General features: G+C 73.1%; 20 protein-coding genes. 9 read left to right on the top strand and 11 right to left on the bottom strand.

Annotated features, from left to right (window positions below; genetic code table 11):
- Positions 1-60: 60 nt before the first annotated feature.
- The 7 genes from ACTMTJ_RS03545 to map all read right to left on the bottom strand — a co-directional run bounded on the left by ACTMTJ_RS03545 (position 61) and on the right by map (position 7,583).
- Complete coding sequence (locus ACTMTJ_RS03545) at positions 61-1,041, bottom strand: N-acetylglucosamine kinase (RefSeq protein WP_441214582.1); 981 nt, start codon at positions 1,039-1,041, stop codon at positions 61-63.
- Entirely contained in the window at positions 1,038-2,228 is a 1,191-nt protein-coding gene (locus tag ACTMTJ_RS03540; protein WP_441214581.1) for a family 4 glycosyl hydrolase, read from the bottom strand. The genes ACTMTJ_RS03545 and ACTMTJ_RS03540 overlap by 4 nt, the downstream gene beginning before the upstream one ends.
- The gene (locus tag ACTMTJ_RS03535) at positions 2,225-3,040 is read right to left on the bottom strand and encodes a carbohydrate ABC transporter permease (protein WP_441214580.1); all 816 of its coding nucleotides are present in this window, start codon (positions 3,038-3,040) and stop codon (positions 2,225-2,227) included. The genes ACTMTJ_RS03540 and ACTMTJ_RS03535 overlap by 4 nt, the downstream gene beginning before the upstream one ends.
- Entirely contained in the window at positions 3,037-3,960 is a 924-nt protein-coding gene (locus tag ACTMTJ_RS03530) for a carbohydrate ABC transporter permease (protein WP_441214579.1), read from the bottom strand. The genes ACTMTJ_RS03535 and ACTMTJ_RS03530 overlap by 4 nt, the downstream gene beginning before the upstream one ends.
- Position 3,961: 1 nt before the next feature.
- A complete protein-coding gene (locus ACTMTJ_RS03525) occupies positions 3,962-5,260 on the bottom strand; it encodes an ABC transporter substrate-binding protein (protein ID WP_441214578.1) in 1,299 nt (432 codons plus the stop codon).
- Between the two features lie 70 nt (positions 5,261-5,330).
- Positions 5,331-6,482 carry an ROK family transcriptional regulator gene (locus ACTMTJ_RS03520; RefSeq protein ID WP_441214577.1) on the bottom strand — a complete coding sequence of 384 codons (1,152 nt, stop codon included), beginning with the start codon at positions 6,480-6,482 and terminating at the stop codon, positions 5,331-5,333.
- Positions 6,483-6,764: 282 nt separating this feature from the next.
- Entirely contained in the window at positions 6,765-7,583 is an 819-nt protein-coding gene (map, locus tag ACTMTJ_RS03515; protein WP_441214576.1) for a type I methionyl aminopeptidase, read from the bottom strand.
- Between the two features lie 77 nt (positions 7,584-7,660).
- Between map and ACTMTJ_RS03510 the strand changes: the two genes are divergently transcribed.
- The gene (locus tag ACTMTJ_RS03510) at positions 7,661-7,927 is read left to right on the top strand and encodes a helix-turn-helix domain-containing protein (RefSeq protein ID WP_441214575.1); all 267 of its coding nucleotides are present in this window, start codon (positions 7,661-7,663) and stop codon (positions 7,925-7,927) included.
- Between the two features lie 16 nt (positions 7,928-7,943).
- Here ACTMTJ_RS03510 and ACTMTJ_RS03505 read toward each other — a convergent pair whose 3' ends face one another.
- Genes ACTMTJ_RS03505 through ACTMTJ_RS03495 form a run of 3 tightly spaced genes read right to left on the bottom strand, consistent with a single transcriptional unit; the run spans position 7,944 to position 10,980 of the window.
- Complete coding sequence (locus ACTMTJ_RS03505) at positions 7,944-8,570, bottom strand: acyl-CoA-like ligand-binding transcription factor (RefSeq protein ID WP_441214574.1); 627 nt, start codon at positions 8,568-8,570, stop codon at positions 7,944-7,946.
- A complete protein-coding gene (locus tag ACTMTJ_RS03500; RefSeq protein WP_441214573.1) occupies positions 8,567-10,084 on the bottom strand; it encodes a DHA2 family efflux MFS transporter permease subunit in 1,518 nt (505 codons plus the stop codon). The genes ACTMTJ_RS03505 and ACTMTJ_RS03500 overlap by 4 nt, the downstream gene beginning before the upstream one ends.
- 50 nt (positions 10,085-10,134) lie before the next feature.
- The gene (locus tag ACTMTJ_RS03495) at positions 10,135-10,980 is read right to left on the bottom strand and encodes a helix-turn-helix domain-containing protein (RefSeq protein ID WP_441214572.1); all 846 of its coding nucleotides are present in this window, start codon (positions 10,978-10,980) and stop codon (positions 10,135-10,137) included.
- Positions 10,981-11,101: 121 nt separating this feature from the next.
- Between ACTMTJ_RS03495 and ACTMTJ_RS03490 the strand changes: the two genes are divergently transcribed.
- From ACTMTJ_RS03490 to ACTMTJ_RS03465, 6 genes are all read left to right on the top strand, one after another.
- Positions 11,102-11,848 (top strand): SDR family NAD(P)-dependent oxidoreductase, encoded by a 747-nt coding sequence (locus ACTMTJ_RS03490; protein WP_441214571.1) that lies wholly within the window; start codon positions 11,102-11,104, stop codon positions 11,846-11,848.
- Positions 11,849-11,913: 65 nt separating this feature from the next.
- On the top strand, positions 11,914-13,950 hold the full coding sequence (locus tag ACTMTJ_RS03485) for a DNA gyrase/topoisomerase IV subunit B (protein WP_441214570.1): 2,037 nt from the start codon (positions 11,914-11,916) through the stop codon (positions 13,948-13,950).
- 16 nt (positions 13,951-13,966) lie between these two features.
- A complete protein-coding gene (locus ACTMTJ_RS03480; protein WP_441214569.1) occupies positions 13,967-16,447 on the top strand; it encodes a DNA gyrase/topoisomerase IV subunit A in 2,481 nt (826 codons plus the stop codon).
- A gap of 38 nt (positions 16,448-16,485) precedes the next feature.
- Positions 16,486-17,439: an NADP-dependent oxidoreductase gene (locus ACTMTJ_RS03475; protein ID WP_441214568.1), complete on the top strand. Its 954-nt coding sequence runs from the start codon at positions 16,486-16,488 to the stop codon at positions 17,437-17,439.
- Complete coding sequence (locus tag ACTMTJ_RS03470) at positions 17,399-18,127, top strand: ATP-binding cassette domain-containing protein (protein ID WP_441214567.1); 729 nt, start codon at positions 17,399-17,401, stop codon at positions 18,125-18,127. Before ACTMTJ_RS03475 ends, ACTMTJ_RS03470 begins: the two co-directional genes overlap by 41 nt.
- Complete coding sequence (locus ACTMTJ_RS03465) at positions 18,124-18,798, top strand: hypothetical protein (RefSeq protein WP_441214566.1); 675 nt, start codon at positions 18,124-18,126, stop codon at positions 18,796-18,798. Before ACTMTJ_RS03470 ends, ACTMTJ_RS03465 begins: the two co-directional genes overlap by 4 nt.
- 74 nt (positions 18,799-18,872) lie before the next feature.
- On the opposite strand, the gene ACTMTJ_RS03460 is transcribed toward ACTMTJ_RS03465, so the two are convergent.
- Positions 18,873-19,709, bottom strand: coding sequence for a universal stress protein (locus ACTMTJ_RS03460; protein WP_441214565.1), 837 nt, complete (start codon positions 19,707-19,709; stop codon positions 18,873-18,875).
- A gap of 213 nt (positions 19,710-19,922) precedes the next feature.
- Between ACTMTJ_RS03460 and ACTMTJ_RS03455 the strand changes: the two genes are divergently transcribed.
- Both ACTMTJ_RS03455 and ACTMTJ_RS03450 read left to right on the top strand, forming a co-directional pair.
- Positions 19,923-20,348 carry an SDR family NAD(P)-dependent oxidoreductase gene (locus ACTMTJ_RS03455; protein ID WP_441214564.1) on the top strand — a complete coding sequence of 142 codons (426 nt, stop codon included), beginning with the start codon at positions 19,923-19,925 and terminating at the stop codon, positions 20,346-20,348.
- A complete protein-coding gene (locus ACTMTJ_RS03450; RefSeq protein WP_441214563.1) occupies positions 20,345-21,178 on the top strand; it encodes an AraC family transcriptional regulator in 834 nt (277 codons plus the stop codon). The genes ACTMTJ_RS03455 and ACTMTJ_RS03450 overlap by 4 nt, the downstream gene beginning before the upstream one ends.
- Positions 21,179-21,185 lie beyond the last annotated feature (7 nt).

The following is a 21,185-nucleotide window of genomic DNA, read 5'->3' as shown; positions in this document are numbered from 1 at the left end:
CTCCGCTCACGTCGTGGCGCTCGGCGCCGCCCGCGGGCCGTCGGCCCGCCGGCGGCGGGTTTACGGCGCGGTGCTGAGCGCCGCCCGCAGGGACCGGCCCGCCGGCGGCGGTGCGCCGAAGGCGTCCAGTGCCAGCAGGGCGGCGCCGGTCACCGGCGGGGCGGCGAGCAGCGTCAGTGTCGCGTGTGGAGAGTGGGCGGCGATGCCCTCCTCGACCGCGTCCATCAGCAACGGGTGCCGGGCGGCGAGCACGCCGCCGCCGAGCACCACCGCGTACGGGACGTCGCGCAGGTCGAGCCGGGTCGCCGCCACCCGGACCAGCGCCACGATCTCGCCGGCCTGCCGGGCGACGATCCGGCGGGCGGTGGGGTCACCGGCGCCGGCGACCGCGAAGAGCACCGGCGACAGCTCGGCGATCCGCTCCTTGGGGATCTCGTCGAGGTGCAGGCCGGCGGCGACCTCCTCCACCGTGGACCGTCCGAAGTGGGCGGCGACCGCGGCGCTCAGCGCGGTGGGGCCGTCCCGGCCGTCCTCGCCGCGCGCGGCCCGGTAGAGGGCGAGCGCGGCCAGGTGTTCGCCGCCGCCCCAGTCGCCGCTGATCTGCCCCAGCGAGGGGAAGCGGGCGGTGCGGCCTGCGGCGTCGCGGCCGAGGCAGTTGATGCCGGTGCCGCACACCACCGCGATCGCGTCGCGGGCGTCGGTGCCGGCCCGCAGCAGCGCGAACGTGTCGTTGTCGACCCGGTGCTCGCGTGCCCAGCCGGCCTCGCCGACCGCCTTGTGCAGCACGTCCACCTCGACCGGCAGGTCGGCGCCGGCGAGGTACACCTCGGCGCGGTCGAGCGTCGTGTCCCTGTCCAGCCGCGCCACCGCGCGTGCCTCGTCGACGAGCGCGTCGACGATCGCGACGCAGCCGGGCACGCCGACGTAGTGCGGGCTGGAGGCGGGGCCGCGTACCGAGGCGAGCACCTCGCCGGCCGAGGTGCCGAGCACCACGTCGGTCTTCGTCGCGCCGCCGTCGACGGCCACGTAGAGCCGCGTCACGCGAGCACCTCGTCGGCCAGGGCGTCGGCGAGCGCGTGCTGGCCGACGAGCGGGTGGGCGAGCAGCGCGGAGTACACCCGGGACCGTCCACCGTGGATGGCGGCGGCGACGGCCAGCTCCTCGTAGGCCGCGACCGCGCCGATGAGCCCGGAAAGCGCCGGGCCTACCGGCGTCACCGGCCTGGGCACCGGGCCGTCCGTGGACACCGCGCACGTCACCTCGATGACCGACTCGTCGGGCAGGAAGGGGAGGGTGCCGTTGTTGCGGACGTTGGCCGAGTGGTGCGCGCCGTCGCCGGTGGTCAGCGAGTGGATCAGGCCGACCGCGGCCTCGGAGTAGAAGGCGCCACCGCGCTGGCCCAGCAGTGGCGGCTTTTCGTCGAGCGCCGGGTCGGCGTAGAGCCGGAGCAGCTCGGCCTCGATCCGGGCCACCTCGTGCGCGCGGGTGGGCCGGCCGGTCTCCTCCCGCACCACCTCGTCGTGGGCGTAGAAGTAGCGCAGGTAGTACGAGGGGACGTTGCCGAGCGTGGCGAGCACCTCCGGCGGGAGCCGCACCTCGGCGGCGAGCTCCGCCCCGAACGAGGACAGCAGCGCGGGCAGCCGGTCGACACCGTCCACATAGGCGGCCCGCTCCCAGGTGAGGTGGTTGAGCCCGACGTGGTCGAGGTCGACCGCCTCGGGCGGCACGCCGAGCAGCCCGGCGAAGCGGCGCTGGAAGCCGATCGCCACGTTGCACAGCCCGACCGCGCGGTGGCCGGCGTCGAGCAGCGCGCGGGTGACGATGCCGACCGGGTTGGTGAAGTTGACGATCCACGTGCCGGGCGCGACCCGCGACGCGATGTCGAGCACCACCGGCACGGTGCGCACGGCCTTGGCCAGCCCGCCCGCGCCGGTGGTCTCCTGCCCGACGCAGCCGCACGCCAGCGGGAACGTCTCGTCGTGGATCCGGGCTTTCTGCCCGCCGACCCGCAGCTGGATCACCACGATGTCGGCGCCGTCGAGCCCCTCGCCCAGGTCGGTGGTCCAGGAGACGCGGGGGTTGAGCCGCCGCGCGAACGGCCCGACGACCGCGAGCCGCTCCGCCGCCGGGTCGACGAGGTGGAGCGACGCGTCCGGCAGCAGCCGGGCGAACCCCTCGACCAGCTCCGGCGTGTACGTGGAGCCGCCGCCGACGACCGCGATCTTCATCCCTTGACCCCCGTGAGTGTCACGCCCTGTACGAACGCCTTCTGCGCGAAGAAGAAGACGACGACGATGGGCACCATGGTGAGCAGTGTGGCCGCCGAGACGATGTTCCACTGGACGGCGTGGAGCGTGCGAAACGAGGCCAGCCCCAGCGAGAGCGTCCACGCGGACTCGTTCTCGCTGGTGTAGAGGAGCGGGCCGTAGTAGTCGTTCCAGGCGTAGAAGAACTGGAACATGGCCGCGGCGGCGATGCCGGGCCGGGCCATCGGCAGCACCACGCGCAGCAGCGTCCGCCACTCGCCGCAGCCGTCCACCCGGGCCGCGTCGAGGTACTCGTCCGGGATCGTGAGCAGAAACTGCCGCAGCAGGAAGATGGAGAACGCGTCGCCGAGCAGCATCGGCAGCACCAGCGGCCACAGCGAGCCGGTGAGCCCGTAGTCGGCCCACATCAGGTACAGCGGGACGGTGGTCACCTGCGGTGGCAGCATCATCATGCACACGATCGCCACGAAGACCGTCGTCCGGCCGCGCCACCGCAGCTTGGCGAGCGCGTACGCGGCCGGCACGCTGGCCAGCAGCATTAAGAGCGTGGCGCCGGTGGCGTAGAGCGCGGTGTTGAGCAGGTAGCGGGGGAGCGGGGTGCGCTGGAACACCTCGACGTAGTTTCCCGGATGCCACGACGTGGGCCAGAGGTTCGAGGTGAGCGACTGGTCGCTGGACATGAAGGACGTCAATGCGAGGAACACGATCGGGCAGAGGAACATCGCGCCGAGCGCGATCGCGATCGAGTGCCGGGCTACGAAAGCCAGCCTCATAGGAAGCTCCGGAACCGGCGCAGCAGCACCACCGTCACGGCGGCCGCGACGACGAAGAGCACGACCGCGAGGGTGTTGGCGTAGCCGAGCGCGCCGTACCGGAAGCCGGCCACGTACAGCCACAGTGGATAGGTGAATGTGGACCCTTCCGGGTAGCCGAACGTGGAGGAGATCCCGCCGCCGGTGGTGGCCTGCCCGGAGGCGACGCTGGCCGCCACGGCCGCCTGGGTGAAGTACTGCAACGTCTGGATCACCCCGGTCACCGCGGCGAAGAGCACCACCGGCGCGATGTTCGGCAGCGTCACGTACCGGAACTGGTGCGCCGCGTTGGCGCCGTCGAGCGAGGCGGCCTCGTACTGCTCCTTCGGCACGTCGAGCAGCGCGGCCAGGAAAATGATCATCAGGTCGCCGATCCCCCACAGCCCCAACAGGACGAGCGACGGCTTGGCCCAATCCGGCGAGTTGAACCACAGTGGACCCTGGACGCCGATGTCGGCCAGCAGCGAGTTGACCGGGCCGGTGCCGGGTTTGAAGAGGAAGACGAACGCGAGCGTCGCCGCCACCGGCGGGGCGAGCGCGGGCAGGTAGAAGAGCGTCCGGTACAGGCCGGCGCCGCGCTTGAACCGGGCCAGCAGCATGCCGGTGGTGAGCGCGCCGAGCATCCGCGCCGGCACGAGCACCGCGACGAGCCACAGCGTGTTGCCCGCCGCCGTGCGCACGTTGGGGTCCTGGAAGAGGTGCTCCCAGTTGCGCAGCCCCACCCAGCGCGGCGCGTTCACCAGGTCGAACGTGGTGAACGAGAAGTACACGCTGGCGACGAGCGGGTACACCAGGAAGACGAGCAAGCCGAGCAGGACCGGCGCCATGAAGCTCAGCACGGTGAGCCGGTCCCGCCTGCGGCGTCGAGCGAGGGTCGTCATCTCAGCCGGCGAGCTGGACGAGCTGGTTGATCTGCTTGTCGACGTCCTTGAGACCCGGGCCGGGGTCGCCGCCCTTACCGGCCTGGTACTTCTGGAGGAACGTGGACAGCGCCTCCTCGTAGGCGGGGCCGACCGCGCTGGGCGGGGTGGTCGACGTGTGCGGGTGGGCGAAGATGTCGAGGAACACCTTGAAGTCCGGGTCGTTGCCCAGGTCCCCGGGTGCGGCGAGCGCGTCGGTGGTGCTCGGCACGTTCTTGATGAGGTTGGCCAGCTTGACGATCGCGCCGGTGTCGGTGGTGAGGTAGCGGATCAGCTCCCACGCGGCCTCCGGGTTCTTGGCCGTCTTGGAGACGCCGATGACGTTGCCGGTGACGTAGCCGCCGCCGTACCAGTCCGGGTGGGCGTCGCTGACCGGCAGCGGCGCGGTGCCGAACTTGACGTCCTTGGCCTGGTCGCGCAGGAAGGCGATCCGGTACTCGCCGTCGACCATCATCGCGACCTGTCCTTTGTGGAACGCGTTGTCGGCGGACCACTCGTCGCCCAGGCTCGCCCGGAACTTTTCCAGCTTGTCGTAGCCGTACCAGTCGACGAGGTCCTTCTGCCACTTGAGCAGCTCGAGCCAGGCCGGGTCGGAGCCGATCGCGCTGGTGCCGTCGTCGTTGAGCCACTTGGCGCCGACCGCCGGCCCGAGGTGCGAGGGGGAGTGTTCGTAGAAGCCGAACAGCGGCAGGAAGCCGGCCCGTTCGATCGTGCCGTCCGGCTTGCGCTTGGTGAGCTTCTTGGCCGCGTCGGTGAGCTCGGTCAGCGTCTTGGGCGGGGCGGCGATGCCGGCCTCGGTGAGGAGCGTCCTGTTGTAGTAGAAGCCGTAGGTGTCGGCGAGGAACGGCATCGCGCACCGCCGGCCCTTGAACTCGGTGTAGCTGCGCACCGTCGGCGGGAGCTTGCCGAGGTCGACGCCGTCGCGCTCGATGTACTGCTTGAGGTCGAGCCAGGCGCCGCTGGCGCAGAACTTGCCGACCGTGTCGGTGGAGTAGGACAGGCCGACGTCGGGGCCCTGGCCGGCGCCGATGGCCTGGAGCATCTTGGTGTCGTCCTGGCCGGACTTGACCACGACCTCGATCTTCGGGTGGGCGGCCTTGAAGTCGGCCACGATCGTGTCGATCGCCTTGGCCTCGCGGTCGGTGAAGAAGTGCCAGAACTCGACGGTGCCGGAGGCCTCGGTGCCGGGAGAGGCGACCGGCTTCTCGGTCTCGCCCGGTGTGCAGGCGGAGACAAGCGTTATGGCGGCAATTACCATCATTTTTCGACTAAATGAGGGCATGGTGGAGCGCTCCTTCCGGTGGGGGTGATCCGGCGGGATGGGGGGATTTCTATGCGGCCGGGGCGGTGTCCCGGAGGGTGGTGATGATCTGTTCGCGGAGGGCCTGCTGCGCGGCGACCTGGGCGCCGAGCAGCACGGGGTCGTCGGCGACACCGGTGACGGCGATCGCGGTGTCGAGCGGCGTGTTGGCGTGCAGCGCGGCGGTGACCCGGTCGGCGAGCGCCGCGCCGCCGGCCCGCCCGACGTCGCCGGCGAGCACGATGAGGGGCGGGTCGAGCACGGCCGCGACGGCGGCGAGCCCGTAGGCGATGCGCTCGGCGAGCGCGTCGAGGAACGGAGCGGAAGCCGCGGCCACCGCCGCCTCCGGGGTCGGTGCGTCGATGCCGTGTGCCGCGGCGAGCGCGAGCACCGCCGGGCCGCCGACCAGGTCGGTCAGGTCGGTGCGGTCGGCACCGCGGCCGAGGCCGACCGGCATGTACCCGATCTCACCGGCCCCGCCACGCGATCCGCGCAGCAGCGTGCCGCCCAGGTCGATGGCGAGGCCGAGGCCGCCGGAGAACCACACCAGCGCGAAGCTCTCCGCGTCGCCGGCCACCCCGTGGTGGCGCTCGGCGATGGCGGCCAGGTTGACGTCGTTGTCCGCCGCCACGGTGGCGCCGAGCCGGATGGCGAGGTCGGCGACCAGCCCCGGGCGGTCCCACCCGGGCACGTCGATGTGCCGGATGACGCCGGCGGCCGCGTCGTACGAGCCGGGGAGGGCGAGCTGGACGAGCCGCACGCTGCCCGGCACGAGACCCGCCTGGCGGGCCAGGTCGTCGACGAGCCCCGCCACCGCCGGCAGCGGGTCGGTCGGCACGGCGACCTCGGACCGGGCCACCTCGGCGCCGGCCAGGTCACAGAGGACGGCGGCGAGGTGGGGGCGCTGCGTCTCCCGTACCGAGATCGCGATGGCGTGGCCGGCGGCCGGGTTGGCCGCGTAGATCTCGGCGCTCGGGCCCGGCCCACCGCTCGTGTGGCCGACCACGACGGCCAGGCCGGCGTCGGTGAGGCGCCGCATGACCTCGGACGTCGTGGGTTTGGAGAGGCCGGTGAGCTCGCGCAGGTCGCCCCGGGTGAGCGTGCCCCGGTCGAGCAGGAGCGCGAGCGTGGCGCTCTCGTTCATCGCCCGGAGCAGCTTGGAGGAGCCGGCCAGCCGCGTCATCAACCCCTCCGTCGTCCAACCGTTAGGCAAGTTGATTAACTATTGCGGCCCCACCGCACACTCGTCAAGACCCGATCCGCCCTCTAGGCGGTCTGCTTGGCCCTGGTGCGCGCGCGGCGACCCATCAGGTAGCGGCCGAGCTCGATGAGCAGCGTGAGGCCGAAGGCGAGCGCCAGCCCGGCGAGGATGCCCTGCCACGGGTGGATCCGGCCCGACTGTCACGCCAGCGGACACCACCGATCCAGCGGGCGGCCACCAGGCGAACTTCGCATACGGCGCAGCTCAGGACGCTGTCGCGGGCTTCTTGGTGGGGTCGGCCGCCGTGGCGCCGTGATCGGGGCGTCGGGTCAGCACCTGGGGCCCGGAGGCGGTGACGGCGACCGTGTGCTCGGAGTGGGCGGTGCGGGAGCCGTCGGCGGAGCGGATCGTCCAGCCGTCGCGGTCGTACCTGATCTTGTCGGTGGAGCGGCAGAACCAGGGCTCGATGGCGATGGTGAGGCCGGGTTCGAGCTTCATGCCGCGGTGGGGTCGGCCGTCGTTGGCGACGTGCGGGGCCTCGTGCATGGTGCGGCCGATGCCGTGGCCGCCGAACTCGGCGTTGACGCGGTAGCCGTACGAATGGGCGACCTCGCCGATCGCGGCGGAGACGTCGCCGAGCCGGCCGCCGGGCCGGGCGGCGGCGATGCCGGCCGCCAGCGCGACCTCGGTGGCCTCGATCAGCTTCAGGTCGGCCGGGTCGGGGGTGCCGACGACGACGGAGAGCGCGGAGTCGGCGACCCAGCCGTCGATGCCGGCCGCCATGTCGATGCTGAGCAGGTCGCCGTCCCGCAGGACGTAGTCGTGCGGCAGGCCGTGCAGCACCGCGTCGTTGACCGACAGGCACAGCACGTTGCGGAACGGGCCGCGGCCGAACGAAGGGGCGTAGTCCCAGTAGCAGGACTCGGCGCCGCGCTCCTTGATCCGGCGGCGGGCGTGGTGTTCGAGGTCCATCAGGTTGACGCCGACCGCGGCGACGCCGCTCAGCTCGGCGAGCAGCTCGCCGACGAACTGGCCGGCCACCGCCATCCGGCCGATCTCCTCGGCGGACTTGAGCTCGATCACGACAACCTCCCTCTCCCCTGTGCGGTATTTTTATACCACGCCCGGTCGGGGCGGCTACGGGGGGCTATCCTGCTGCCATGGTTCGCCAACCGCTCACGGCCGCACAGATCGCAGCCGGCCAGCGCCTCGGCGCCGCCCTCCGCGCCGCGCGGGCCAGCCGCAGCCTCGCCGAGGTGGCCGTGGCGGCCGGCATCTCCCCTGAGACCCTGCGCAAGATCGAGGCGGGCCGCCTTCCCGCGCCGGCGTTCGGCACCGTGGTCTGCCTCAGCCAGGCCCTCGACGTGCCCCTCAGCGACCTGGCCGGCGTGTGGCTGGCCGACATGCCCGTCCGCCAGGCGTCCTAGCGACAAGCCGCGCCGGCTACGCCTTGCCCGGCAGCGGCAGCCCGGCCTCCAGCAGGGCGAGCGCCTCGTCGACGCGGTCGTAGTCGATCAGATCGTGGGTGCCGCCCAGCACGTGCGGGACGGCGGCCAGCGACACGCCGATCACCGCGCCGGCCATGGCGCGCACCGCGAAGTCGTCGGCCGGCAGGCCGGCCCGTTCGGCGATGGCGCCGGCCAGCAGGTCGATCGCGTCCACGTACTGCTGTAGCAGCCGGGTCCGCAGCTCGGGCACCATGCGGACCAGCTCCTGGCGCCCCCGCTCGGCCTCCCATTCCTCGGCGGACATGCGCGCGACGACCTCGCGGATCGCGGCGCGGATGGCGGCCACCGGGCCCATCTCGGGTGGCTGGGCGAGGACGGACGCGACGAACATCGGGTCCCAGCCGTCGAGCAGGACGACGTCTTCCTTGGTGGGGAAGTAGCGGAAGAACGTGCTCGGCGAGATCTCGGCCGCCTCGGCGATCTGGTCGACGGTCGTCGCCGCGTACCCCTTCTCCTGGAAGAGCCGCAACGCGTGCCGCTGGATGGCGGCACGCGTCTTGGCCTTCTTGCGTTCGCGCAGGCCGGGATTCCTACGGTCGCCTAGGTCGGAAGCAGCCGTCATGCCGTCGATTCTGCCGGCTCCCGGGCCGCCTCGCCGTCGCGGGGCGCTCCTGGCGCGGGCCGCGCCGGCAGGAAGACGAGCGCGAGCACCGCGCCGGCCGCCGCCAGTGCCGCGGAGAGGGCGAGCGTGGCGTCCATCCCGTGAACGAACGCCGTGCGCACCGATTCCAGCAGCGTGGGCGAGCCGAGCCGGCTGGCCACCTCGACGCCGCCGGCGGCGCTCTTGCGCACCGCGTCCTCGGTGCCGGCGGGCAGCCCGTCGCGGTAGGCCGCGTTGAGCACGGTGCCGAGCACCGCGACCCCGATCGCGCTGCCGACCTGCCGCATCGCCTGGATGAGGCCGGAGCCGACGCCGCTGCGGTCGGCCTCGAGCGCGCCGAGGGCGGCGTTCATGGCGGGCGGCATCGCGAAGCCGAGGCCCAGGCCGGCCACGGACACCCACGCGGCGACGTAGCCGTACCCGGTGTCCGCGCTCGTGGTGGCGCCGGCGGCGAGCGCGACGGCCATCACGGCGAGGCCGGCCGCGACCACCGCCTTGGCGCCGGCACGCTCGGCGACCCGGCCGGCCACCCGGGCGCCGACCATGAGCCCGCCGATGACCGGGAGCAGGCGCAGGCCGGTGCCGAACGCGTCCGTGCCGTACACCGTGCCGAAGAACTGGGGGAGCGTGAACAGCAGCCCGAACATCGTGAACGTCGCGACCGTGGCGAGGATCGCGCCCCAGGTGAAGCCGCGCGAACGGAACAGCGCGAGGTCGACGAGCGGCTGGCGGGCGCGGCGCTGCCAGACTCCGAACGCCACCAGCACCACGGCGCCGGTGACCATCATGAGCAGCGAGCGGGTGTCGCCCCAGCCGCGCTCGCCGGCCTCGATCACGCCGTAGACGAGCGTGACGAGCCCGACCGTGGAGAGCGCCACGCCGGCGAGGTCGAAGCGGCGGCGTTCGTCGGCCCGCGACTCGGGGACCAGCGTGCCGACCGCGAGCAGCGCGACCGCCACGAGCGGCAGGTTGATCAGGAAGACCGACCCCCACCAGAAGTTGTCCAGCAGCCAGCCGCCGACCAGCGGGCCGAGCGGGATGCCCAGCGCGTTCGCGGTGACCCACACGGTCAGCGCGCGGGGGCGTTCGTCCGGCGTGAAGAGCACGGTCAGCACGGCCGCGGTGAGCGGCATGAGCACCGCCGCGCCGAGGCCGAGGAACGCCCGCGCGGCGACGAGCTGGCCGGTCGAGGTGGCGTATGCGCACGCGGCCGAGGCGGCGCCGAAGAGCACGAGCGCGCCGAGCAGCATCCGCTTGCGCCCGAACCGGTCGCCGAGCATGCCGGCCGGCAGCAGGGCGGCCGCCATGACCAGCAGGTACGCGTTGGTGAACCACTGTAGGTCGCCGGTCGACGCGTCGAGGTCGCGGGACAGGGTCGGCAGCGCCACGCTCAGCACGGTGGCGTCGAGCCCGATCGCGAGCGTGGCGAGGGCGAGCGCGGCCAGCGCCCACCAGCGTGACTTGATAGAAGCCATGAAATGAGAGTAACTCCCAAAAACAAGCTGCTACCAAAAAGTGGTCGCTGTCACGCCACGGGTCGGAGTGCCCCCGGCCGGCGGCCGGTGATCTTGTCGAGTGCGGCCTCCGTCGCCTCGTCCGCCGGCAGGTACACGACGAGCTGCTGGTAGTCGCCGGCCGGGAGGTCGAGCGTCTCGTACGCCAAGCGCAGCTCGCCGCCGTCCGGGTGGACCAGGTGGTGGACCCCGCGGCTGCGGGCCAGCGCCGGCGGCCGCTCCAGCCGCTGGATGAACGCCGCGCCCGCCGCCACACTCAGCCAGTCGACCAGCTCCCGCGTGTGCTCGTCGCCGCCGCCGCGTGACTCGAAGCGCAGCGCCGCCGCGGCCTCGTCGGCCCGGCGCTCCCAGTCCGGGTACGCGGTGCGGGCCCGCGGGTCGGTGAACAGGAAGCGGTGCAGGCTGGGCGGGTCGCCGTCGAGCAGCCCGACCGGGCCGGCCAGCCGCCGGTACCCCTCGGTGTGGGCGATGAGCGTGCCGAGCCGGTTGACGACGTAGGCCGGCGCCGGCTCCAGCCGGTCGAGCAGCGCCCGCACGGTCGGCCGCACCGTGCTCGCCGGCGTGGCCCGTGCGGAGCAGATCGGCCCGCCGCCGGGCTTGGCCAGCAGGTGCAGGTGGAAGCGCTCGTCGACGTCGAGCCGGAGCGCGTCCGCGAGCGCGCCCAGCACCTGCGGCGACGGGTGGCGGTCACGCCCCTGCTCCAGCCGCGTCAGGTACTCGATGCTCACCCCGGCCAGCGTGGCGAGCTCGGCCCGGCGCAGGCCCGGGGTCCGGCGGCGGGGTCCTTCCGGAAGCCCGACCTCGGCCGGGGTGACGGCTTCGCGGCGGCCGCGGAGGTAATCGCCCAGCTCACTCATGCCTTCGAGCCTATCGACGGCCGGCGGGCGGAGGGTGTCCCCCGCGGGGCCACCCTCACGCCGGCCTCCCTACCGCGTCCGGCGGCGGCGAGGTTGGGGGGAGACCGAAAGGGGAAACGACATGGATCTGGGACTCGCTGGGCGCACCGTCGTCGTGACGGGCGCCACCGGAGGCATCGGGCGGTACGTCGCCCGCGGCTTCGCCGCCGAGGGCGCGGACGTGGTGCTGACCTACCACTCGGCGAAAGCGGCGGCCGAGGAGCTGGCCAAGGAGACCGGCGCGGAGGCGGTCCGGTACGCGCTGGACGAGCCGGACTCGGCGACCGACCTGGTCCGCGCGGTGCTGGACCGCACCGGGCGGATCGACGTGCTGGTCAACAACGCCGTCCACTGGGGCGGCGACACGCTGTGGGAAGGCCCGTTCGAAGGGCTGGCCGACGACGGCTGGCTGGCCATGGTGCGGTCCAACATCGAGGGCGCCATCCGGCTCACCCGGGCGGTCGCACCGGCGATGCGGGAGCGCCGGTTCGGCCGGTTGGTGCACGTCTCCTCCAGCATCGCCACCGACGGCATGGCCGGCGGCGAGTACTACGGCGCGGCCAAGGCGGCCCTGCACGGGTTCAGCCGCTCGGTCGCGTTCAACCTGGGCCGGGACGGCGACATCCTGTCCAATGTGGCCATGCTCGGCCTGATACGTACCGAGACGAATACGCACATCGTGGACGCGGTGGGTGAGGCCTACGCGGCGCTGAGCCCGCTGGGGCGGCTGCTGGACGCGGCCGAGGTCGCCAACGCCGTGGTGTACCTCGGCTCGGCCGCGAACACCGGGGTCAACGGGCAGGTGGTGGCCGTCACTGGCGGTTCGTGACGGGTGTTGTCGGGGCCGGCCGTTACGCTGGCCGCGACATAGCCGCACGATCCGGGAGCAGCAAGGTGACCGAGACCCTCTATGGCGCGGACGACCTCACGCACCTCGAGGGGCTCGACGCCGTCCGTAAGCGCCCCGGCATGTACATCGGCTCGACCGACAGCCGCGGGGTCAACCACCTGGTCAACGAGATCCTCGACAACTCCACCGACGAGGGCGTGGCCGGCCACGCCACCAAGGTGGAGGTGACGCTGCACGAGGACGGGTCGGTGCAGGTCGACGACGACGGGCGGGGCATCCCCACCGACGTCCACGCCCGCTCCGGCCTGTCCGGCGTCGAGCTCGTCCTGACCCGGCTGCACGCGGGTGGCAAGTTCGGCGGCTCGGGCTACAAGACCTCCGGCGGCCTGCACGGCGTCGGCGCCTCCGCGGTCAACGCGCTGGCCAGCCGCTTCGACGTCACCGTCCGCCGCGACGGCAAGGTGCACGAGATGTCGTTCCGCTACGGCGAGCCCGGCGTCTTCGACGGCGACGGCCCGGACGCGCCGTTCACCCCGGAGAGCGGGCTGCGGGTCACCGGCCGGCTGCGCGCCGGCAAGCCCACCGGCACGTCCATCCGCTACTGGCACGACCCGCGCTACTTCGAGACCGGCGCGGCGCTCGACGTGGAGGCGGTGCGCGCCAAGGTGCGCCACACCGCGTTCCTGGTGCCCACCGTGACGTACGTGCTCAAGCACGCCGGCGGCAAGGACACCTACCACTTCCCCAACGGGCTCTCCGACATGGTGGAGTTCCTCGCGCCGGCCGGCGACCGCCCGGTCTGCGGCACCGTCCTGATCCACGGCTCAGGCTCGTACCGGGAGAACGCCGCCGACGAAAACGGCGTGATGCAGTCCAACGTGGAGCGCAAGGCCGAGGTCGAGGTCGCGCTGCGCTGGGGCACCGGTTACGAGCGCACGGTCGAGTGCTTCACCAACACCATCCGCAACGTGCACGGCGGCACCCACCGCAAGGGCTTCGAGCGGGCCGCCACTCGCGCGCTGGTCGAGGCCGTGCGCAATACCCGCGGCCTGCTCAAGCCCAAGGAGGAGCCGCCGGTCCTCGACGACGTGCTCGAAGGCATGACCGCGGTCGTGCACGTGCGCATCCCCGAGCCGCAGTTCACCTCGCAGACCAAGGACGAGCTCTCCACCGCCGGCATCACCCGGGTCATCCAGGGCGTGGTCGAGCAACACCTGAAGGGCTGGGTCGACGCGCGCAAGACCAAGGCCGAGGCGCGCACCGTCCTGCAAAAGATCGTCGACGCCGCCCGGGTGCGCCTCACCCAAAAGCAGCAGAAGGACGCCGCCCGCCGCAAGACCGCCCTGGAAGGCGCGTCCATGCCGGCGAAGCTGGTCGACTGCCGCTCCAGCGGCGTCGCACGCAGCGAGCTGTTCATCGTCGAGGGCGACAGCGCGCTCGGCACCGCCCGGCTGGCCCGTTCGTCCGAGTACCAGGCGCTGCTCCCGATCCGCGGCAAGATCCTCAACGTGCAGAAGGCCAACCTCCAGCAGGTGCTCGACAACGCGGAGTGCTCGGCGATCGTGCAGGTGCTCGGCGCCGGCTCGGGCCGCACCTTCGACCTCGGCTCGCTGCGCTACGGCCGCATCCTCATCATGGCCGACGCCGACGTCGACGGCTCACACATCCGCACGCTGCTGATCACGCTCTTCGCCCGCTACATGCGCCCGGCCATCGAGGCCGGCCGTCTCTTCGCCGCCATGCCGCCCCTGCACAAGGTGACCACCAAGGGCCGCGACCCGAAGACGATCTACACGTACACGCAGGCGGAGATGGAGAGCACGGTCGCCAAGCTGGAGAAGGCCGGCAAGCAGGTGGTCACGCCGGTGCCCCGGTTCAAGGGCCTCGGCGAGATGGACGCCGACGAGCTGTGGGACACCACGATGAACCCGGCCACCCGCTCGGTCCGCCGCATCACGATGCAAGACGTCGACGCGGCCGAGCGGGTGCTCGACCTGCTGATGGGCGACGCGGTGCCGCCGCGCCGCGCGTGGCTGATCGACCAGGCGGCGCGCGTCGACCGCGACGCCATCGACGCGTAGAGGGAGACGCAAGCACATGGCACGCCGCAAGGACAAAGGGTCCACTGTGGACCTGTCCGCGTTCGACCAGGCCGGCGCGAACGTCCTGGACAACCCGCTGGTCCAGGAGGTCGAAGACTCCTATCTGGAGTACGCGGTCTCGGTCATCCACTCCCGCGCCCTCCCGGACGCCCGCGACGGCCTCAAGCCGGTGCACCGCCGCATCCTCTACTCGATGTACGAGCAGGGCCACCGCCCCGAGCGGCCTCATGTGAAGAGTGCACGAATTGTCGGCGATGTCATGGGAAAGTACCATCCTCACGGCGACGGGGCGATCTACGACGCCCTGGTGCGGATGGCGCAGGACTTCTCGCTCAACGCCCCCCTCGTCGACGGGCACGGAAACTTCGGGAGCCCGGACGACGGCCCGGCCGCCTCGCGGTACACCGAGGCGCGGATGTCGCGGGAGGCGATGCTGCTCGTCGGGGAGCTCGGCGAGGGCACGGTCGACTTCTACCCCAACTACGACGGCTCGCTGGAGCAGCCCACCGTGCTGCCGGCTGCCTTCCCCAACCTGCTCGTCAACGGCACCTCGGGCATCGCGGTCGGCATGGCCACCAACATGATCCCGCACAACCTGGGTGAGGTGGTCGCGGCCGCGCGGTGGCTGATCAAGCATCCGGACGCGACGCTCGACAAGCTGATGACGTTCGTGCCCGGGCCCGACCTGCCGACCGGCGGGCTGCTGCTCGGCCTCGACGAGGTGCGCAAGGCGTACGAGACCGGCCGCGGTGTGGTGCGCATGCGCGGCAAGGTGGAGATCGGGCCGCTCGAGGGGAGCCGCGGGCGGCAGGCGATCACGGTGACCGAGCTGCCGTACGGTGTGGGCGCCGAGAAGGTGATCGAGCGGATCACCGAGGAGGTCAACCGCACCAAGCGGCTTCAGGGCATCGCCGACGTCAAAGACCTCACCGACCGCGAGGCCGGCACCCGGCTGGTCATCGAGTGCAAGGTGGGCGTCAACCCGCAGGCGCTGCTCGCCGACCTCTACCGGCTGACGCCGCTGGAGTCGTCGTTCGGCGTCAACAACCTCGTGCTCGTCGACGGCCAGCCGCAGACGCTGGGCCTCAAGGCGCTGCTGGAGGTGTTCCTCGCCCACCGGTACGAGGTGGTCACGCGGCGCACGACATACCGGCGGCGCAAGCGGCAGGAGCGCCTCCACCTCGTCGACGGCCTGCTCATCGCGCTGATCGACATCGACAAGGTGGTGCGGCTGATCCGGGCGAGCGAAAACGCGCAGGCGGCCAAGGACGCGCTGATGAGCCAGTTCAAGCTCTCCGAGATCCAGGCGACGTACATCCTGGACACCCCGCTGCGCCGGCTCACCAAGTTCGACCGGATCGAGCTGGAGGCCGAGGGAGAGAAGCTGCGCGCCGAGATCGCCGAGCTGTCCGCGATCCTCGACGACGACCAGGTGCTCAAGAAGGTCGTCTCCGACGAGCTCGCCGCGGTGGCGAAGGAGTTCACCGCCGAGCGGCGCACCACGCTGATCGACGGCGACCTGAAGGAGACGCTCGCCGCGTCGGTGCCGTCCGGGCCCCTGGAGGTCGGCGACGACCCGTGCCAGGTGATCCTGTCGGCGAGCGGCCTGGTGGCCCGCACCGCGGTCGAGTCGGAGGAGGCGCCCGAGGGGCGCAGCCGCCGCGGCCGGGTCAAGCACGACAGCGTGCGGGCGGTGGTGCACACCACCGCCCGCGGCCTCGTGCTGCTGGTGACCAGCCACGGGCGGGCGTTCAAGACCGACGTGTTGCCGCTGCCGGTGCTGCCCGAGCAGACCGGCACGGTCTCGCTGAGCGGCGGCATGTCCGCCTCGGAGCTCGTGCCGCTGCGCGCGGGGGAGACGGTGATCGGCCTCGCCCCGCTGACCGGTGAGGGCTCGCCGGGCCTCGCGCTCGGCACCAAGCAGGGCGTGGTGAAGGTGTGCGCGCCGGAGTGGCCGGTGCGCTCCGACGAGTTCGAGGTGATCACGCTCCGCGAGGAAGACGAGGTGGTCGGCGCCACCTGGCTCACCGACGGGGCCGAGGTGCTCGCGTTCGTCAGCTCCGACGCCTCGCTGCTCTACTACCCGGCGAGCCTCGTCCGGCCGCAGGGCCTCAAGGGCGGCGGCATGGCGGGCATCAACCTCACGGCCGGCTCGCACGCGGTGTTCTTCGGCGCGGTGCGCACCGACGACCCCGACCACGGCGACCCGATGGTGGTCACGTCCGCGGGCGGCAGCGTGAAGGTCACTCCGCTCTCGGCGTACCCCACCAAGGGAAGGGCGACCGGCGGCGTGCGCGCCCAGCGGTTCCTCAAGGGTGAGCGGCGGCTCGCCCTCGCCTGGGTGGGGCCGCGGCCGGCGGCGGCCAGCGGGAGCGGCGAGCCGGTGACGCTGCCCGAGGTCGACCCGCGGCGCGACGCGTCCGGCGCCGCGATGTTCGGCCCGGCCGTTGTGGGCCACCTCATAGAGCGCGGGTGATTGACCTCTAGCGGGGTTGAGGTTCGAGACTCGATCCCATGAGAGCGGCGATATTCAGTGAGTTCGGTGGGCCCGAGGTGCTGCGGGTGTCCGAGGTGGACACTCCGCGGCCGGGTGCCGGCGAGGTGCGGGTGCGCGTGCGGGCGGCCGGCGTGCAGCCCTACGACCTGGCGGTGCGGGCTGGCTGGACGCCACCCGGCGTGACGTCGCCGCTGCCGCGGATCCCGGGCAACGAGTTCGCCGGTGTGGTCGACGAGGTCGGGGCGGGCGCCACGGGGGTGTCCGCCGGCGACGAGGTGCTGGGCTTCGGCCAGGTGCAGGCCTACGCGGAGTACGTGGTGGTGCCGGCCGGCCACGTGACGCCCAAGCCGGAGACGATGCCGTGGGAGGTGGCCGGCGGCTTCACGGCGGGCGCGCAGACCGCGTCACTCGCGCTCGAGGCGCTCGCCCTTTCCCAAGACGACACCCTGGTGGTACACGGAGCGGCCGGCGCGGTCGGCACGATGGCGGTGCAGCTCGCGGTGCGGGCCGGCGCGCGGGTGATCGGCACGGCGGCGCCGGACAACCACGACTACCTGCGCGAGCTGGGGGCGACGCCGGTCGCGTACGGCGACGGCCTGGTCGAGCGGCTGCGCGCGCTCGGCGGTGCGACCGCGGCGCTCGACGGCGCGGGCGGGGAGGCGCTGGAGGCGTCGCTGGCGCTGGTGGCCGACCGCCGGCGGATCATCACGCTGGTCGAGCACGGCCGGGCCGCCGAGCTGGGCGTCCGGGTGGTCGAGGGGGTGCGGTCCGCGGAGCGGCTCGCGTCGCTCGCGGAGCTCTACGCCAAGGGCGAGCTGCGCTTCCACGTCCGGCATACGTATCCACTGGAACAGGCGGCCCAAGCCCATCGCGAACTGGAGAAGGGCCACGGTCGGGGCAAGATCGTCTTGCTCGTGGCACCATCGAGCGGTGCGACTGGACGGAGTGTGGCTCCGATACCGCCGGGGTGAGCCGTGGGTGTTGCGCGGCGTCGAGGCGTCGGTGGCGGCGGGCGAGGCGGTCGCGGTGGTCGGCCGCAACGGCGTGGGCAAGTCGACGCTGCTCAAGCTCGCCGCCGGGCTGCTGCGCCCGCAGCGGGGCGCGGTCCGCGACCGGCCGCCCCGCGTCGGGTACGTGCCGGAGCGGTTCCCGGCCGACCAGCCGTTCACCGCCCGCCGGTACCTGATGGGGATGGCCGCGGTCCACGGCCTGGCGCCGGCCGACGCTCTCCGCGCGGTGGGTGACTGGTCGGCCAGGCTGCACCTCGACGGGTTGCTCGACCACCCGCTGGCCGAGCTGTCCAAGGGCTCCGCGCAGAAGGTCGGCCTGATCCAGGGCCTTGTGCACCGGCCCGACCTGCTGATCCTGGACGAGCCGTGGGAGGGGCTGGACGCGGCCACCCGGCTGGAGATCCCGATGGTCGTGACGGAGGTGCTGGCGCGCGGCGGGCGGGTGCTGATCAGCGACCACCTCGGCGAGGTCTCCTCCCTGCCCGACGTGCGGACGTGGGAGCTGGCCGACGGCGTGCTCTCGTCGCCCATTGTGGACGCCGTCGAGTGCGTCATCGAGGTGGCCGTCGCGGTCGCCGACGTCGACGCCGCCCTGGTCGACCTGCGCGCCGCCGGCCACCGGGTGCTGGGGGTGCGTACGCCGTCATGAGCGCTCTCGTCCGCCTGCGGCTCGCCGCGTTCCTGCGCACCGGCCGCGCCCTCGCCCCGCTGCTCATCCTCCTGGTCGTGCTCGGCGTCATCTACGGCGGCGGGAAGGCGCAGGCCGCCGAGGCGTACGGGTTCTCCGCCGCGGTCCTCTTCCCGGTGGTGGCCTGGCAGACCCAGATCCTCTTCAACGTCGAGCCGGACACCCAGCGCCAGCTGTCCACAGTGGCCGCCCGAGGGCTGGCCCGGGAGACCGCCGCGGGCCTGCTCGCCGCGCTGGTGCCGGCGCTCGTCCTGGTCGCGATCGCGCTGGCGCTGCCGTGGCCGCTCGGCGGCATCACCGGCCCTTCGGTGGCGTCCGGCGTGGTCACGGGTGTGTGGGCGCACCTGCTGCTGGTGCCGCCCGCGGTGCTGCTGGGCGCGCTGGCCAGCCGGGCCGCGGTGGGCAACGCCGCCCGCGGGCTAGCGGTGCTGACCGGCTGCACGGCGCTCGCCTTCGTCGTGGGCACGAAGGACTCGCCGGTGCCGTGGCTGGCCCCGCCGCTGCTGCCCACCGCACGGGCGACGGTCGACGGGCTGGCGCCCGGGGCCCTGACGCTCCAGACGGCGGTGGCGGCGGTGTGGGCGGTGGTCGCCCTCGCCGGATACCTCACCCTGCGTCGCCGCAACACCTGAGCCGCGGCGCGTGCCCTCAGGTCGGCAGCGCGCGGACACGGCTGTGGCGCGTTGCCGGAGGTGTCGGGGTCGGCTCAGGTCGGCAGTGCGCGGACGACGGCGACCGGGCAGTCGGCGTGGTACAGCAGCTGCTGGCTCACCGAGCCCAGCAGCAGGCCGCGGAAGCCACCCCGGCCCCGCGACCCGACCGCGACGAGCTGCGCGCCGCCGCTCGCCTCGACCAGCGCCGCCGCGGCCGAGCCGGCCACGACGTGGACGCTCGCCGGGACCTGGGGGTACGTGTCCCGCCAGGCGCTGACGAGCCCCGCGGTCTCCGCCCGTGCGGCGTCGACGTGGGCGGGCTGATCTCCGGCGCGCACCACCTGGAGGCTCGTGCCCCGGCCGGCCGCGGCGGCGAACGCGAACTCCACCGCCAGCAGCGCCTGGTCGGACCCGTCGACACCGACCACGACCGGGGCGCCGGCGGCCGGCTCCCGCCCGCGTACGACGACGACCGGGCAGCGCGCGTGCGCCGAAACGCTGACGCTCGTCGAACCGACCAACTGCCCGGCGAACCCGCCGGCGCCGCGCCCGCCGAGCACCACGAGGCGGGCCCGGTGCGAGCGTTCCACCAGCACGGCGGTGGCGGCGCCGGCCACCACCGCGCCGGTCACCGCCACGTCGGGGTGGCGCTCGTGCGTCTGCGCCACGGCGGCGGTGACGGCCTTGCCCGCCTCGTCACGGGCGCCGTAGTCGGGCCAGACCGCCGGGGCCAGGCTCGCGGCACCGTCCATCACCGGCCAGTCGAACGCGTACACCAGGTCGACGGGCGCGCCGCCGCGGGCACCCTCGTCCATCGCCCAACGCAGGGCCGCGCGGGCACCGTCGGACTCGTCGAAGCCGACGACGATCGGTGGTGCGGCGTCAGACATCCCGCCAACGTACGCACGGCGGACCGCCTGGGGGCCCGATCGGCCGGAACGGCGGGCCACGCTCACCCCACGGAGGCGGGCTAGGGATGAGAGCTGCCTCAGTGGCCGCATGAGAGGGTCGAACCAGCGGGGTCGAAATACGTATTTCGGCGCGGGATCCGCGCTTTTCCCGCAGCCTTGCGGAAATGCCTGGATGAAGGACCGCTAATCGCGATGCGACGTCAACCGGCGGCCGATGAAATCGGCACGGCCGGGCGGTTCGAGGAGATCCCGGCCGGCCGCGACACCGACCAGCTGATGGTCAATGTGGTGTCCGTCGTCGCCCTCACCCGGCTGCTCGTGCCGGCGATGCTGGCCCGCGGCGACGGTGGGGTGATCAACGTGGGCTCCACGGCCGGCTTCCAGCCGTCGCCCTACTTCGCGTCCTACGCGGCCGCCAAGACGTTCGTGCTCAACTTCAGCCTGGCGCTGCGCTCGGTGCCCACCTCAGCCCGCGCCGCCCCCGCCGCCTCGTCACCGCGATCGCCAAGCGGGTCACCCGCGGCGTCCTCAACCGTCCTGACGGAACGGAGTGGTCGGCTGGCGCCGCGGTCAGCCGCGCGGCGGTGCTCACCACCCGGGTATAGCGTCGCGGCATGACGGAGTCGGCCACCTGGACGAGGGTCGACGACGGCCGCTTCGCGCTCGACCTGCTCACCGCGTCATACCGGCGCCACGTGTTCACCCGGCACACCCACGCCACGTTCGCCATCGGGGTGGCGGTCGCCGGCGTGGAGCAGTTCCGTTACCGCGGCGAGACGCACCGCGCGGGCGTGGGGAGCCTGGCCATCCTCGAGCCGGACGAGCCGCACGACGGCCGCGCCGCCGCGGAGGGTGGCTGGTCCTACCGGGTGCTGTACCCCAGCGAGGCCATGCTGCTCGACGGCCGGGCGACCCGGCCCGCGTTTCCCGACGCGGTCGTCCACGACGCGCGCGCCGTGCACCTGATCCGCGCCGCGCACGAGGCGCTCACGGCCGGCGCCGACCCGCTCGCCGCCCAGTCGAAGCTCGCGTGGGCGTTCGAGGCCGTCATCCGGCGGCACGGCCGGGAACGCGCCGGGCCGAAGCCGGTCCGCGCCTCGGACCCGGCCGCCGCGCGGAAGATCGCCGCGATCCGCGACCGGCTCGCCGCCGACCTGCGCTGCCCGCCCACGCTCCGGGAGCTGGCGGCGGGTGTGGAGCTGTCGCCGTTCCACATGCTGCGCGTCTTCCGGGAGGCGACCGGGTTTCCGCCGCACACCTGGCTCGTGCTCGAACGCGTCTGCGCGGCTCGCGACCTGCTCGCCGCCGGCGTGAGCCCGGCACAGGTCGCGGGCGCCGTCGGCTTCGCCGACCAGGCCCACCTGACCCGCTGGTTCAAGCGCGTGACGGGGGTTACTCCGGCCGCGTACCGCAACAGCGTTCAAGACCCGGTGCGCCGCCTGGCCTGATTCTCGT

This window comes from Phytohabitans sp. LJ34 (genome assembly GCF_052068095.1).
GTDB lineage: Bacteria > Actinomycetota > Actinomycetes > Mycobacteriales > Micromonosporaceae > Phytohabitans.
This window is presented reverse-complemented; position numbering and strand designations above follow the sequence as displayed.

Coding starts and splice junctions, on each gene's coding strand:
- ACTMTJ_RS03495 (WP_441214572.1), bottom strand. CDS start 10,980: ATGAGTGAGCTGGGCGATTACCTCCGCGGCCGCCGCGAAGCCGTCACC.
- ACTMTJ_RS03455 (WP_441214564.1), top strand. CDS start 19,923: ATGCGACGTCAACCGGCGGCCGATGAAATCGGCACGGCCGGGCGGTTC.
- ACTMTJ_RS03490 (WP_441214571.1), top strand. CDS start 11,102: ATGGATCTGGGACTCGCTGGGCGCACCGTCGTCGTGACGGGCGCCACC.
- ACTMTJ_RS03500 (WP_441214573.1), bottom strand. CDS start 10,084: ATGGCTTCTATCAAGTCACGCTGGTGGGCGCTGGCCGCGCTCGCCCTC.
- ACTMTJ_RS03480 (WP_441214569.1), top strand. CDS start 13,967: ATGGCACGCCGCAAGGACAAAGGGTCCACTGTGGACCTGTCCGCGTTC.
- ACTMTJ_RS03505 (WP_441214574.1), bottom strand. CDS start 8,570: ATGACGGCTGCTTCCGACCTAGGCGACCGTAGGAATCCCGGCCTGCGC.
- ACTMTJ_RS03520 (WP_441214577.1), bottom strand. CDS start 6,482: ATGACGCGGCTGGCCGGCTCCTCCAAGCTGCTCCGGGCGATGAACGAG.
- ACTMTJ_RS03510 (WP_441214575.1), top strand. CDS start 7,661: ATGGTTCGCCAACCGCTCACGGCCGCACAGATCGCAGCCGGCCAGCGC.
- ACTMTJ_RS03460 (WP_441214565.1), bottom strand. CDS start 19,709: ATGTCTGACGCCGCACCACCGATCGTCGTCGGCTTCGACGAGTCCGAC.
- ACTMTJ_RS03525 (WP_441214578.1), bottom strand. CDS start 5,260: ATGATGGTAATTGCCGCCATAACGCTTGTCTCCGCCTGCACACCGGGC.
- ACTMTJ_RS03450 (WP_441214563.1), top strand. CDS start 20,345: ATGACGGAGTCGGCCACCTGGACGAGGGTCGACGACGGCCGCTTCGCG.
- ACTMTJ_RS03530 (WP_441214579.1), bottom strand. CDS start 3,960: ATGACGACCCTCGCTCGACGCCGCAGGCGGGACCGGCTCACCGTGCTG.
- ACTMTJ_RS03540 (WP_441214581.1), bottom strand. CDS start 2,228: ATGAAGATCGCGGTCGTCGGCGGCGGCTCCACGTACACGCCGGAGCTG.
- ACTMTJ_RS03465 (WP_441214566.1), top strand. CDS start 18,124: ATGAGCGCTCTCGTCCGCCTGCGGCTCGCCGCGTTCCTGCGCACCGGC.
- ACTMTJ_RS03535 (WP_441214580.1), bottom strand. CDS start 3,040: ATGAGGCTGGCTTTCGTAGCCCGGCACTCGATCGCGATCGCGCTCGGC.
- ACTMTJ_RS03475 (WP_441214568.1), top strand. CDS start 16,486: ATGAGAGCGGCGATATTCAGTGAGTTCGGTGGGCCCGAGGTGCTGCGG.